The organism is Mesorhizobium sp. L2C084A000 (assembly GCF_000502875.1).
Lineage (GTDB): Bacteria > Pseudomonadota > Alphaproteobacteria > Rhizobiales > Rhizobiaceae > Mesorhizobium.
This window is the reverse complement of sequence record NZ_AYWX01000003.1, coordinates 172,325-185,477: the sequence shown is the minus strand read 5'-3', so window position 1 is coordinate 185,477 and position 13,153 is coordinate 172,325. Positions and strand designations below refer to the sequence as shown.

14 protein-coding genes are annotated in these 13,153 nt (G+C 63.0%); 6 read left to right on the top strand and 8 right to left on the bottom strand.

The window, feature by feature from the left end:
* Window positions 1-51 precede the first annotated feature (51 nt).
* Window positions 52-261 carry a hypothetical protein gene (locus X735_RS156210; RefSeq protein ID WP_023810329.1) on the top strand — a complete coding sequence of 70 codons (210 nt, stop codon included), beginning with the start codon at window positions 52-54 and terminating at the stop codon, window positions 259-261.
* A gap of 84 nt (window positions 262-345) precedes the next feature.
* Here the strand turns inward: X735_RS156210 and X735_RS156215 are convergent, their stop codons facing one another.
* The 3 genes from X735_RS156215 to X735_RS156225 form a co-directional block, all read right to left on the bottom strand.
* Complete coding sequence (locus tag X735_RS156215) at window positions 346-534, bottom strand: DUF3008 family protein (protein WP_023810328.1); 189 nt, start codon at window positions 532-534, stop codon at window positions 346-348.
* 64 nt (window positions 535-598) lie between these two features.
* Entirely contained in the window at window positions 599-1,399 is an 801-nt protein-coding gene (murI, locus tag X735_RS156220) for a glutamate racemase (protein ID WP_023810327.1), read from the bottom strand.
* Window positions 1,392-2,306 (bottom strand): RNA methyltransferase, encoded by a 915-nt coding sequence (locus X735_RS156225; protein ID WP_023810326.1) that lies wholly within the window; start codon window positions 2,304-2,306, stop codon window positions 1,392-1,394. The genes murI and X735_RS156225 overlap by 8 nt, the downstream gene beginning before the upstream one ends.
* Before the next feature lie 215 nt (window positions 2,307-2,521).
* Here X735_RS156225 and X735_RS156230 point away from each other — a divergent pair, with 215 nt between their 5' ends.
* Both X735_RS156230 and X735_RS156235 read left to right on the top strand, forming a co-directional pair.
* Complete coding sequence (locus tag X735_RS156230; protein ID WP_023810325.1) at window positions 2,522-3,733, top strand: NADP-dependent isocitrate dehydrogenase; 1,212 nt, start codon at window positions 2,522-2,524, stop codon at window positions 3,731-3,733.
* A 12-nt stretch (window positions 3,734-3,745) separates the two neighbouring features.
* Window positions 3,746-4,381 (top strand): glutathione S-transferase family protein, encoded by a 636-nt coding sequence (locus tag X735_RS156235; protein WP_023810324.1) that lies wholly within the window; start codon window positions 3,746-3,748, stop codon window positions 4,379-4,381.
* A gap of 227 nt (window positions 4,382-4,608) precedes the next feature.
* Here X735_RS156235 and alaS read toward each other — a convergent pair whose 3' ends face one another.
* Both alaS and recA read right to left on the bottom strand, forming a co-directional pair.
* Window positions 4,609-7,275: an alanine--tRNA ligase gene (gene alaS / locus X735_RS156240; protein ID WP_023810323.1), complete on the bottom strand. Its 2,667-nt coding sequence runs from the start codon at window positions 7,273-7,275 to the stop codon at window positions 4,609-4,611.
* A 298-nt stretch (window positions 7,276-7,573) separates the two neighbouring features.
* Entirely contained in the window at window positions 7,574-8,674 is a 1,101-nt protein-coding gene (gene recA / locus X735_RS156245) for a recombinase RecA (protein ID WP_023810321.1), read from the bottom strand.
* Window positions 8,675-8,954: 280 nt separating this feature from the next.
* Between recA and X735_RS156250 the strand changes: the two genes are divergently transcribed.
* Window positions 8,955-9,899: a carbohydrate kinase family protein gene (locus X735_RS156250; protein ID WP_023810320.1), complete on the top strand. Its 945-nt coding sequence runs from the start codon at window positions 8,955-8,957 to the stop codon at window positions 9,897-9,899.
* Window positions 9,900-9,974: 75 nt separating this feature from the next.
* Window positions 9,975-10,892, top strand: coding sequence for a pseudouridine-5'-phosphate glycosidase (locus X735_RS156255; protein ID WP_023810319.1), 918 nt, complete (start codon window positions 9,975-9,977; stop codon window positions 10,890-10,892).
* A gap of 205 nt (window positions 10,893-11,097) precedes the next feature.
* On the opposite strand, the gene X735_RS156260 is transcribed toward X735_RS156255, so the two are convergent.
* Window positions 11,098-11,421, bottom strand: coding sequence for a TfoX/Sxy family protein (locus X735_RS156260; RefSeq protein ID WP_023810318.1), 324 nt, complete (start codon window positions 11,419-11,421; stop codon window positions 11,098-11,100).
* Between the two features lie 91 nt (window positions 11,422-11,512).
* Here X735_RS156260 and X735_RS156265 point away from each other — a divergent pair, with 91 nt between their 5' ends.
* Window positions 11,513-12,010 (top strand): GFA family protein, encoded by a 498-nt coding sequence (locus X735_RS156265; RefSeq protein ID WP_023810317.1) that lies wholly within the window; start codon window positions 11,513-11,515, stop codon window positions 12,008-12,010.
* Between the two features lie 253 nt (window positions 12,011-12,263).
* Here X735_RS156265 and sufA read toward each other — a convergent pair whose 3' ends face one another.
* The gene (sufA, locus tag X735_RS156270) at window positions 12,264-12,644 is read right to left on the bottom strand and encodes a Fe-S cluster assembly scaffold SufA (protein ID WP_023810316.1); all 381 of its coding nucleotides are present in this window, start codon (window positions 12,642-12,644) and stop codon (window positions 12,264-12,266) included.
* A 103-nt stretch (window positions 12,645-12,747) separates the two neighbouring features.
* Window positions 12,748-13,140, bottom strand: coding sequence for an SUF system Fe-S cluster assembly protein (locus X735_RS156275; RefSeq protein WP_023810315.1), 393 nt, complete (start codon window positions 13,138-13,140; stop codon window positions 12,748-12,750).
* Window positions 13,141-13,153 lie beyond the last annotated feature (13 nt).

Below are 13,153 nucleotides of genomic sequence, written 5' to 3'. Positions count from 1 at the left end.
GGTTGCGCCAGCGGCATCAGGAAGGGACCGGAGCAGAGGAGCTACATTCGCATGAAGAAATTCTTCCTTACCCTGACAGGAGCCGCTGTGTTGGCGGGATCCATGGCGGTCCTGACACCGGAGCCGGCGGAGGCCAGGCATTGGCAAGGACACCGGCATCACCAGGCTTGCCGCATCGTGATCAAGAAGAAGGTTATCTGGCGGCACGGCCACAAGAAGGTCATACGCTACAAGATCAAGCGCTGCAGCGGGCGCTGGTAGGCTCCTATCCGGTCTCAGGCGGCCGATATCATTTCAAAGCCCGCGGTCTTGGCCGCGGGCTCTTTGATTCCGGATGCTTAACCCTTAGTCTTTCGACTTCTTCTCCGGCAGGCCCTTGCGCTTCGTCTCGGCGAATTCCTCGAGCTGCTTTTCGCTCATCGATTCGTACATTCCCTTGGAAGCGCCCTGGAGTTCGCTCTTCTTGGTCTCGCCGCGCTTGGCCGACAGAGCCGCGCCGGCGGCTTTCTGCTGGGCTTTCGAGGTGGCTGGCATGGCTCTTTCTCCCGTTAGAATCTGGAGAAAAACGCAACGACTGCCGTGATGTTCCGCTTCGGAATCACGACATCGCCAGCCCGAAGCCCTGTATTAGGCGACGGGTCGGAAAATCGGCTCTTTTCGATGTGAAGACGGCAAGGTCGGGGCCTTCAGGCAGCATCTCGCCACGACCGCTCGGATCGATGTCGGCGAGAAGCGACAGCGCCCGGCGCGCGATCGCTTCAGCGGGGTCGAGCCAATCGACCGGCCAGGGCGCCGTCTTGCGCATGCGATTGGCCAGAAAGGGGTAGTGTGTGCAGGCGAGCACGACGATATCCGTACGCAGCGCATCATGTTCGACGAAGCACGGCGTAATCTCGGTGCGCACGGCTTCTTCATCGACGAAGCCCTCACGCATGTAGATCTCAGCCAGTCCCGCCAGCCTGTCGCTGCCGACCAGGCGGACATGGCATTTCTGCGCCCATTTGCTGATCAGGTCGCGCGTGTATTGGCGCTTGACGGTGCCAGGCGTCGCCAGCACCGAAACCAGCCCTGAGCGCGTGCGTTCCGCCGCCGGCTTGATCGCAGGCACCATGCCGACGAAAGGATGCTCGGGAAATCTATCGCGCAACGCATCGATCACCAACGTCGAGGCGGTGTTGCAGGCGATGACGGAAATGGCCGGCGCAAAGCGCTCCAGCAGTTTGCCGAACAATTCGAGTATATGCGCCCTCAGCGCCGGCTCTTCCCAAGCGCCGTAGGGAAACGCAGCGTCGTCGGCGACATAGATGAAGCGGCGGTCGGGCATCAGCACGCGTGCCTCGCGCAGCACGGTAAGCCCGCCGATGCCCGAATCGAACATCAGGATCGGCCGCTCAGTCATTGTCGGTTCCTTTTCCGCCAAGCGGCGGTATGTCATCGTCCTTGCCGGTGTCGGCAAGGCGCGCCGCCTCCGCCTTGCGGGCACGCGCGGCGGCCGCGGGCAAGCGCCGCGGATCGTCGCCAGGGGACCCGTCGCCGCGCGGCATCGCCGGAGAAAACCTGTCGAGCGACGAGATGATGCCGCGCAGCACCTTGAGCTCCGGTTCGGCAAAGCCGGGGCGTGTGAGCACCGCGCGCAGATTGTCGACCATTTTCGGCTTCTTCGGCGCCGGCCGGAAATAGCCGCGCGCTTCCAATGCGCCTTCCAGATACGCAAACAGGCCGTGCAATTCTTCCTTGCTTGCCGGCTTCATGTCCGGGCCGGAGAAATTGGTCTTGGTCTCATCTTCCAGGCCGGACTTCATCCATTCATAGGACATCAGCAGCGCGGCCTGGGCGATGTTGAGCGAGGAGAAATCGGGATCGACCGGGAAAGTGACGATCTCGTCGGCCAAGCCGACCTCGTCATTGTAGAGGCCGAAGCGTTCGCGTCCGAACAGGATGCCAGTGCGTTGTCCCATTGCATGATGGGTCCGAAGCATCCTGCCCGCCTCCACCGGCCCGCGCACGGATTTGAAGCCGTCGCGCTGCCTGGCCGTGGTTGCGAAGACAAAATTCAAGTCGGCGAGCGCCGAGGCCAGGTCGTCGAACACTCTCACGGCGTCGATGACATGGTCGGCGCGGCTGGCCGCCGCGCGTGCCTTCTCGCTCGGCCAACCATCACGCGGGTTGACCAGGCGCAGCTCCGACAGACCGAAATTGGCCATGGCGCGCGCGACCATGCCGATGTTCTCGCCAAGCTGCGGCTCGACGAGGATGATCGCCGGGCCGGCGACTGCAATGCTATCGGGATCTTTGATGACGGGCATGATTGTCAATGAACTGCTGTTTGCGGCATTTCAGCGTCCCTGCCATATTCGGCCGGGAAAATGAAGCATTCGCAAATGACGACGGCTCTGGCCTCCAATTCGTGACCGATCGCCGTTTGCGTGGCCAAAAGCGCTTTGATATACGGGCGACATCTCCCGGCCCAACGCCACGCGGGCAAGGCCGTCCCATATCCCAGCAACGAGGCATTCTTTCCATGGCGAAGATCAAGGTGGCGAACCCGGTCGTCGAACTCGACGGCGACGAGATGACCCGCATCATCTGGCAGTTCATCAAGGACAAGCTGATCCACCCTTATCTCGACCTCAAGCTTGAATATTACGACCTCGGCATCGAGCATCGCGACGCCACCAACGACCAGGTGACCATCGATTCGGCCAACGCCATCAAGAAACACGGCGTCGGCGTGAAATGCGCGACGATCACGCCCGACGAACAGCGCGTCGAGGAGTTCAAGCTGAAGAAGATGTGGAAGTCGCCGAACGGCACCATCCGCAACATCCTCGGCGGCACCATCTTCCGCGAGCCGATCATCATGAAGAACGTGCCGCGCCTGGTGCCCGGCTGGACCAAGCCGATCATCGTCGGCCGCCATGCCTTCGGCGACCAGTACCGCGCCACCGATTTCCGCTTCCCCGGCAAGGGCAAGCTGACCATCAAATTCGTCGGTGAGGACGGCCAGGTGATCGAGCACGATGTGTACGACGCGCCCGGCGCCGGTGTCGCCATGGCCATGTACAATCTCGACGAGTCGATCCGCGAGTTTGCCCGCGCCTCGCTGAACTACGGCCTGCTGCGCAACTATCCGGTCTATCTGTCGACCAAGAACACTATCCTCAAGGCCTATGACGGCCGCTTCAAGGACATCTTCCAGGAGGTCTACGAGGCTGAATTCGAGGCCGAGTTCAAGTCGAAGAAGCTGTGGTACGAGCACCGCCTGATCGACGACATGGTGGCCTCCGCCCTGAAATGGTCGGGCGGCTATGTCTGGGCCTGCAAGAACTATGACGGTGACGTGCAGTCCGACACGGTTGCTCAGGGTTTCGGCTCGCTCGGCCTGATGACATCGGTGCTGATGACACCGGACGGCAAGACCGTGGAAGCCGAAGCCGCGCATGGCACCGTCACCCGCCATTATCGCCAGCATCAGAAGGGCGAGGAAACCTCGACCAATTCGATCGCCTCGATCTTCGCCTGGACGCGCGGCCTCGCGCACCGCGCCAAGCTCGACGACAATGCCGACCTGAAGCGTTTCTCCGAAACGCTGGAAAAAATCTGCATCCAGACGGTCGAGTCCGGCTTTATGACCAAGGACCTGTCGCTCTTGATCGGCCCCGACCAGCCCTGGCTTTCGACCACCGGTTTCCTCGACAAGATCGACGAGAACCTGCAGAAGGCGATGGCCTGACAAGTAAGCAAGATGGGCAAGCCCATCGTCTACGGGGCGGAGTACAGCGTCTATCTACGCATCGTCCGCCTCGTCCTCGCGGAAAAAGGCATCGACTACGAGCTTGTGCCGGTCGATGTCTTTGCCGCTGAGGGCGTTCCCGCCTGGTATTTCGAGCATCATCCGTTCGGCCGCATCCCGGCCTTCGAGCATGACGGGTTTCGCCTCTTCGAGACAAGCGCGATTGCGCGCTATGTCGAGGAGGCGTTCGACGGGCCGACGCTGCAGCCTGCCGACGCGCGCGGCCGCGCCAGGATGGGCCAGATCATCGGCATGCTCGACGCCTATGGCTATCGCGCGATGGTCTGGGATGTTGCCGTTGAGCGGCTGGAGAAAGAGGCCCCCGACGAGGCGCTGATCGCCAGCGGGCTGCGCCAGGCCGAAACGGTGCTCGGGGTGCTTACCTCACTCAAGGCTCCCGGACCGTGGCTGCTCGGCGACCAGCTCACGCTGGCCGACCTGCACGCGGCACCCATCATCGCCTATTTCCTCAATGTCGCCGAAGGGCAAGGCCTGTTGGCACGGTTCGCGGATATCCAGGACTGGTATGCGCGCATTGCGGCTCGGCCGAGCTTCGTGCGGACTGAACAAGCCCGCGATAAGTTTTGAGAGGCCTGCGGGACAGCGCCCCCCTCTGTCCTGCCGGACATCTCCCCCACTTGGGGGGAGATTGGCAGCGTCCGCTAAGGCGCCTATTCCGGCGCGGTTTTATTTCCACGTGGGAGATTGGCGAAAGCCGACGCCACGTCCGATCTTCCCCCCAAGTGGGGGAGATGTCCGGCAGGACAGAGGGGGGCGCTGGCCCTCCAACCGTTGCTCTAATTCAACCCACTTGCCTACGCCGCTTCGAGTGCCGCCCTCACCGCTGCAATCGCATCATCGGCCTTGGAAGCGTCGGGGCCACCGGCCTGGGCCATGTCGGGCCGCCCGCCGCCGCCCTGCCCGCCCAATGCGGCGGAGGCCACGCGGACAAGGTCGACGGCGCTGAAGCGGCCGATGAGGTCGTCGGTGACGGCCACCACGACGCTTGCCTTGTTGTCTTCGCCGGCGCCGACGAAGACGACGACGCCGGAGCCGAGCGAGCTCTTGCCGGCATCGGCCAGCGGCTTCAAATCCTTCGGCGAGACACCGGAGACCGTCTTGCCGAGGAAGCCGACACCGGCGACCGTCTCATTGGCGGCTGGAGCATCGGCTGACGATCCCCCGCCCAGCGCCAGCTTCTTGCGCGCCTCGGTCAATTCCTTCTCGAGCTTCTTGCGCTCTTCGAGCAGCGTCTCGACGCGCGCCGGCACATCGGCCGGCGAAATCTTGAGCACGGCCGCCGTCGCCTTCAAACGCCGGTCCTGCTCGTCGAGATGTTTGCGCGCGGCTTCGCCGGTCAGCGCCTCGATGCGGCGCACGCCGGCGGCGACCGCGCTGTCCGACACGACACGCACCAGGCCGATATCGCCGGTCGCCCGGACATGCGTGCCACCGCAGAGCTCGACCGAATAGGGCCGGTTGGCCTTGGCGCCGTGCACCCCGGTGCCCATGGACACGACGCGCACTTCGTCACCATACTTCTCGCCAAACAGCGCCATGGCGCCTTCGGCAATGGCATCGTCGACCGACATCAGGCGCGTGGACACCGGGCTGTTCTGCACGACGATCTCGTTGGCCATGCGCTCGACCTCTTCGAGGTCCTCTGATGAAATGGGTTTGTTGTGCGAGATGTCGAAGCGCAGGCGCTCGGGCGCCACCAGCGAGCCCTTCTGCGCGACATGGCTGCCCAGCACCTCGCGCAGAGCCTCGTGGATCAGATGCGTCGCGGAATGGTTGGCGCGCAACCTGGAGCGGCGCGCATGGTCCACTTTGAGCTCGACGGCGGCGCCGGTCTTGACCGTGCCGCTGGCCACCTTGCCGACATGGACGAACAGCCCATCGGCCTTCTTCTGCGTGTCGGAAACCTCGATCGAGAAGCCCTCGCCTGAAATAACGCCGGTGTCGCCCATCTGGCCGCCGGACTCGGCATAGAACGGCGTCTGGTTGACGACGATCGCCACTGCGTCACCCTTGCCGGCGCTGTCGACGGTCTTGCCGTCCCTGACCAGCGCCTGGATGATGCCTTCGGCAGCTTCAGTCTCATATCCGAGGAACTCGGTGGCGCCGGCCTTCTCGCGCACGGAGAACCAGATGGTCTCGGTCGCCGCGTCGCCGGACCCAGCCCAGTGCTTGCGCGCCTCGGCCTTCTGCTGCTCCATCGCATTGGTAAAGCCGGCAAGATCGACAGAGATGCTGCGCTGGCGCAGCGCGTCCTGCGTCAGATCGAGCGGGAAGCCATAGGTGTCGTAGAGCTTGAAGGCCGTCTCGCCGTCCAGCATGTCGCCGGCATGAAGCGTTTCGGTCGCCTCCGAAAGCAGGCCGAGGCCGCGCACCAGCGTCTTGCGAAACCTGGTCTCCTCGAGCTTCAGCGTCTCGGTGATCAACTGTTCGCCGCGCAGCAGTTCCGGATAGGCCTGACCCATTTCGCGCACCAGCGCCGGCACCAGCTTCCACATCAGCGGTTCGTTGGCACCGAGCAACTGCGCATGACGCATGGCGCGGCGCATGATGCGACGCAGGACATAGCCACGGCCTTCGTTCGAAGGCAGCACGCCATCGGCGACCAGGAAGGAGGACGAGCGCAGATGATCGGCAATGACCCGGTAGGACGCGACAGTCTCCTTGTCGGGACCATGCCCGATCGCGGACGAGGCGGCGTCGATCAGGTGGCGGAACAGATCGGTCTCGAAGACGCTTTCCACCCCTTGCAGGATGGACGCCATGCGCTCCAGGCCCATGCCGGTGTCGATCGAGGGGCGCGGCAGGTCGATCCGCTCCTCCTTCGTCACCTGTTCATACTGCATGAACACCAGGTTCCAGAATTCCAGGAAACGGTCGCCATCTTCCTCCGGGCTGCCGGGAGGACCACCCCAGATGTGCTCGCCGCGGTCGATGAAGATCTCCGAGCACGGCCCGCAGGGTCCGGTATCGCCCATCGCCCAGAAATTGTCCGATGTCGCGATGCGAATGATGCGGTCGTCGGAAAACCCGGCGATCTTCTTCCAGAAACCGGCCGCCTCGTCGTCCGTGTGATAGACGGTGACCAGCAGCTTGTCCTTGTTCAGCCCGAACTCCCTGGTGATCAGGTTCCAGGCAAGCTCGATGGCGCGCTCCTTGAAATAGTCGCCGAAGGAGAAATTGCCGAGCATCTCGAAGAAGGTCAGATGGCGTGCCGTGTAGCCGACATTGTCGAGATCGTTGTGCTTGCCGCCGGCGCGCACGCTCTTCTGGGCGGTCGACGCGCGCGAATAGGGCCGCTTCTCCAAACCGGTGAAGACATTCTTGAACTGCACCATGCCGGCGTTGGTGAACATCAGTGTCGGATCGTTGCGCGGCACCAGCGGGCTCGACGCGACGATCTCGTGACCCTCCTTGCGGAAGTAGTCGAGAAATGTCGACCGGATCTCGTTCACGCCACTCATGAATGCTGCCTTTTCGGAAGAGCCGCCGGCAAACCGGCGGAAATGGGCTCTGCGTTTTTAGAAGATTAGGACTTGGCCTTTTAGCCGCCGCGCCTCACCCTGTCCAGAAACACGGAATTGGTCCAATCCACGGCCTTTGCCGGCCATTCGAACCGGCCTGTTTTCGCCGCCAAAACGCGAAACCGCCGGCACTGGGCCGGCGGTTTCGAAACGCAATAACGCGGAACTCAATTACATAAGCCTGAGATAATAGAACGCGATTATGGCCGAACTCCGGCCGGCATCGCGCACGAAGCTGTTACATGGCGCCGGATTCTTCCTCGAAACCGTCGTCTTCGCCGCGCTCAGGGCCGCCATTCTCGAGGAATTTCTCGGCGATCAGCCCGGCATTCTGCCTGATCGACAACTCGATCTCGCGTGCCGTGTCGGGATTGTCACGCAGGAACAGCTTGGCATTTTCGCGGCCCTGGCCGAGACGCTGCGAATTATAGGAAAACCAGGCGCCAGACTTCTCGACAATACCGGCCTTGACCCCGAGATCGACCAGTTCGCCGGTCTTGGACACGCCTTCACCAAACATGATGTCAAATTCGACCACCTTGAAGGGCGGCGCCAGCTTGTTCTTGACCACCTTGACGCGGGTCTGGTTGCCGACAACCTCGTCGCGGTCTTTGATCGAGCCGATGCGGCGGATGTCAAGACGCACCGAAGCGTAGAATTTCAGCGCGTTGCCGCCCGTCGTGGTCTCGGGCGAACCAAACATGACGCCGATCTTCATGCGGATCTGGTTGATGAAGATGACCATGGTGTTGGAGCGCGAGATCGAAGCGGTCAGCTTGCGCAGCGCCTGGCTCATCAAGCGGGCCTGCAGGCCGGGCAGCGAATCGCCCATCTCGCCTTCGATTTCGGCGCGTGGCGTCAGCGCCGCGACCGAATCGACCACCAGCACGTCGATGGCGCCGGAGCGCACCAGCGTGTCGCAGATTTCCAGCGCCTGCTCACCGGTGTCCGGCTGCGAGATCAGAAGGTTTTCGAGATCGACGCCAAGCTTGCGGGCATAGACCGGATCGAGCGCATGCTCGGCATCGACAAAGGCGCAGATGCCGCCCTTCTTCTGGGCTTCGGCCACGGTGTGCAGCGCCAGCGTCGTCTTGCCCGAGCTTTCCGGCCCGTAGATCTCGATGATGCGACCGCGCGGCAAGCCACCAACACCAAGCGCGATGTCTAGGCCAAGCGAGCCGGTCGGCACCGTTTCAATCTCGACGACCTGATCGTTGGCGCCGAGCCGCATGATCGAGCCCTTGCCGAAAGCCCGCTCGATCTGCGACAGCGCCGCATCCAGAGCCTTTGATTTGTCCACTGCCTTGTCCTCTACAAGCCGCAAAGAATTCTGAGCCATGATACATCACCCCTTGGTCGTCAATGAAGGCCGGACAATCCGTAATCCCTGCCTATTTGTACCTTTTTTGTTCTCATTTGGCAAGAGGGGTCAAATATCTGAAAAACAAACAATATCGGGATTTGTTCTTTTTTTGTCCAAGGATTCGATCAGGGATGCACCACACGTTGGGCCAGACGGCTCGGTTGTTTCGATCTGCCGAATCGCCGCCTTGCATGCGAAGCTCCGTCGCGCAGCCTAGCGCTTGTGCGGCTGGAATAACAAAGGTCATATCGCCGACATGCTGAAATCCACGAAAATACTGGCCGTAGGCGGCGCCCATATCGACCGGCGCGGCCAGGTGTCCGGCGCTTACGTGCCGGCTGCCTCCAATCCCGGCACGATGCGCGAGGATGTCGGCGGCGGCGTCTTCAACGCTTTGCGCAGCGCCGTGCGGCGCGGCGTCTCCGCGTCGCTCATGTCGGTTCGCGGCGGCGATGCCGCTGCCGACACCGTTTCGCGAGCCATTGCCGAGACAGGCATTACCGACCTGTCGGCGGTCTTCCTCGACCGCACGACGCCGAGCTACACGGCGCTGATCGACAGTGAGGGCGAGCTGATCGTCGGCTTTGCCGACATGGCGCTCTATGATTTGGCGTTTCCCAAGCAGATCAGGCGCTCCAAGGTGCGGGAGGTGATCGCTGGCGCCGATGCGATCCTGTGCGACGCCAATCTGCCCTCTTCGGCGCTGGAACGGCTGGTGGCGCTCGCCGCGGGCAAGCCGATTTTCGCCATTGCCATCTCGCCGGCCAAGGTGGTGCGGCTGATACCGGTGCTGAAGGAGCTCTCGCTCGTCTTCATGAACCGGCGCGAGGCCATGGTGCTGGCCGGCGTCGCCGCGACTGCCACGGAGCGCGAGGTCGTCGACGGGTTGCGATGCAGCGGCCTTGTCAGCGGCGTGGTGACGGCGGGCAGCGAGCCCATGCTGGGCTTCGATGAAGCCAGCGCCTTCTCGATCCTGCCGCCGCCGCCAAGAAAGGTCGCTGACGTCACCGGCGCTGGCGATGCGCTGGCGGGCGCTACGGTTGCTGCCTTGCTGCGTGGCCTGCCGCTGCGGGCAGCTCTGCGCGAAGGCATTGCCGGGGCGACGCTTGCCATCGAAAGCGCCAACGCCGTCCCGGAGTTCACCGCGGCGGGCTTCGCGGAAGCGTTGGCTCTTGTGCCGGATGCCAGGGAAGTGGCATGAGACCGGCAAATTCATAGTGCCACGATGTTGCCTGATGTCCCGACGGACGCGCCGCATTCCGGATTGGAGACCCTGATGACCCCTGAGACCGCCCGCCCCTTCATCGACATCCACGCGCCGGTGGCGCAGGCCCTGGCTGCCGGGCGGCCGGTGGTGGCGCTGGAAAGCACCATCATCACCCATGGCATGCCCTACCCCGACAATGGCGCCATGGCGGCCGATGTCGAAAAGATCATCACCGATGGCGGCGCCGTGCCGGCGACGATCGCCGTGGTTGGCGGCCGCATAAAGATCGGGCTTTCGGACGGCGAGCGCGAATCGCTGGCGATGACGGGCGACGCCATGAAGCTGTCGCGCGCCGACCTAGGTTTTGCGGTGGCGCAAGGGCGCACCGGTGGCACCACGGTCGCCGCCACGATGATCGCGGCGCATATGGTCGGCATAAAAGTGTTCGCCACCGGCGGCATTGGCGGCGTGCACAAGGGCGCCGAAAAGAGTTTTGACATTTCCGCCGATCTCGACGAGCTGGCGCGCACCCCGGTCATCGTCGTCTCGGCCGGCGCCAAGGCCATCCTCGACATCGAAAAGACGCTGGAGGTGCTGGAGACGCGCGGCGTGCCGGTGATCGGCCTTGGCTGCGAGACGATGCCCGCCTTCTGGTCGCGACAGTCGCCGTTCCGCGCGCCGCTGACCTTGCACGAGCCGGAAGAGATCGCGCATTTCTACCAGACGAGGGCAGCGCTGGGGCTCGCCGGCGGCATGCTGATCGCCAATCCTGTGCCGGAAAACCATGAAATCCCGGCTGAGGAGATGGCGGGCTATATTGACGCCGCGCAGAAGGCCGCCGAGGCGCTGAACGTGACCGGCAAGGCGGTGACGCCGTTCCTGCTGGGAAAGATCCTCGAGCTGACTGGCGGCCGGAGCCTGAAGACCAACATCGCGCTGGTGGAAAACAACGCGCGGCTGGCGGCACGGATTGCGAAGGCGTTGTAGGCCAACGTCGGCGGGACAGCACCCCCCTCTGTCCTGCCGGACATCTCCCCCGCAAGGGGGGAGATCGAATGTCGTCAACGCCTCTGCCAATCTTCAACGTTGAAAAAAGCAGGCAGACGGTGAAACCGCCAATCTCCCCCCTTGCGGGGGAGATGGCCGGCAGGCCAGAGGGGGGTGCTGTCCCTCGACCGTCCCAAGGCTGGCATCACTTCCCCGCCCGCCGCCCCGCCTCATGGGCCCGCCGTACCCAGGCCGCCATCTCGTCGGGATCATCAAACGCGCTATCTGGAACGCCCCAGTAGGGCATGGCGACCAGCTTGCCGTGGCGCGAGCCGGTATAGGTCCATTGCGTGCAGCCGGCGGCCTCGAACTCGGGCGCGCTTTGCTCGTCGGCCTTCAGCATCAACTCACCGCGCAGCACGATGGCGACGATGACACCGTCGAAATAGATGCCCTTGCCGCCGAACAGTTTTCGGATGCTGACAGGGCCGAGGCCCTCGAACAGTTCGGCGATGCGTTCATTGTCCATGCCGCGATCATGTCACCGGCGTTTGGCCTTGTCATCGCCGCAACCAAAATCATGCTGACAGGTTGTGTGAGGTCGATCGGAGTTTCCCGCCATGCCCGTCCTGCTCAAAGGGTCCTGCCGCTGCAATGCCGTGCGTTTCGAGGTGGAGAGCCACACGCCGGCGCCATTCATGCTGTGCTACTGCTCGATCTGCCGCAAGCAGCAGGGCGGCGGCGGGTTTGCCATCAATCTCGGTGCGAACAACGAAACACTGAACATCAGGGGCAAGCGCAGCCTCGGCGTCTTTCGGGCGGAGATCGAGGACGACGAGCATCCGCATTGCGAAATCTCGACCGGCGAGCGCAATTTCTGCAAGAAATGCGGGGCGGCCCTTTGGCTCTACGACCCGACATGGCCGGAACTGGTGCATCCCTTCGCCTCGGCGGTCGACAGCGATTTACCCATTCCGCCAAGCAAGGTGCACCTGATGCTGAAATACAAGGCGAACTGGGTGGAGCCGGAGGTTGGCAAGCATGACAAGGTCTTCGACGTCTATCCCGAGGAATCGATCGTCGACTGGCACAAGCGGACGGGCATGTGGGTGGATTAGCGTCCTTCACCTCGTTTACGGCGGGGCGATTGCATATGGGTTTTTACGAAGAGGACCCCCACCCTAACCCTCCCCACAAGGGGGAGGGAACGCTGCCGCGCGCCATCCTTTTGGCGTCGAAACCTCGGGGATTTGCGGAATCAGCGCCTACCGAGTCTCCCTCCCCCTTGTGGGGAGGGATTAAGGGTGGGGGTATTCGTAGAGCGCAAGCCAGTCATATGCGATCACCCCTGCCGCTTACGGGGCTGGAAGATCAGGCCGAGGCGCGTGCTTCTGCCAGCGCCTTGAGGTCCGCCGGCTTCAACTCGACGGACTCACCGCAGCCGCAGGCCGAACTCTGATTCGGATTGCGGAATGTGAAGCCGGTGCGAAGCGTCGTCTGCTCGAAATCCATCTCGGTGCCGAACAGGAATAGCGCTGCCTCGGGCGCCACATAGACATGCGCGCCATCGCGCTCGATATGGTCGTCCTTGGTGTTGGGCTCGGTCACCAGATCGACCGTATATTCCATGCCGGCGCAGCCGCCCTTCTTGATGCCGAGGCGGATGCCGTGCGCGTTGTCGCGGGTGGCGACGATCTCGCGCACCCGGTCGGCGGCCTTTTCGGTCATCGTGATGACGGCGAAGCGTCCCATTCTTTTTCCTTCCATTCCATGCAGGTTCAAGGCCTGCCGAATGATTCCTCACCTAAAATGGTGAAGTTTTATCCCTGGCGCAAGTGCACCAGCCTCTGTCGGGCTAGTACCAACCCACCGCCACCTGCGCCTCTTCCGACATGCGGTCGGCCGACCATGGCGGGTCGAAAGTCATGTTGACCTCGACGCCGGACACGCCTTCGACGGCGCCGACGGCATTCTCCACCCAGCCGGGCATTTCGCCGGCGACCGGGCAGCCCGGAGCGGTCAGCGTCATGTCGATCTTGACCGAGCGATTGTCCTCGATGTCGATCTTGTAGATCAGGCCGAGCTCGTAGATATCGGCTGGGATTTCCGGATCGTAGACGGTCTTCAGCGCCGAGACGATGTCGTCGGTCAGCCGCGCCAGCTCGTCGGCTGGAATGGCCGATCCCGAAACCAGCGCATTGGGCGCGGTTTCCGGAATGGTCTCGGCAGCGATGCTTGCATCATCCATGGTCGTCACCCAA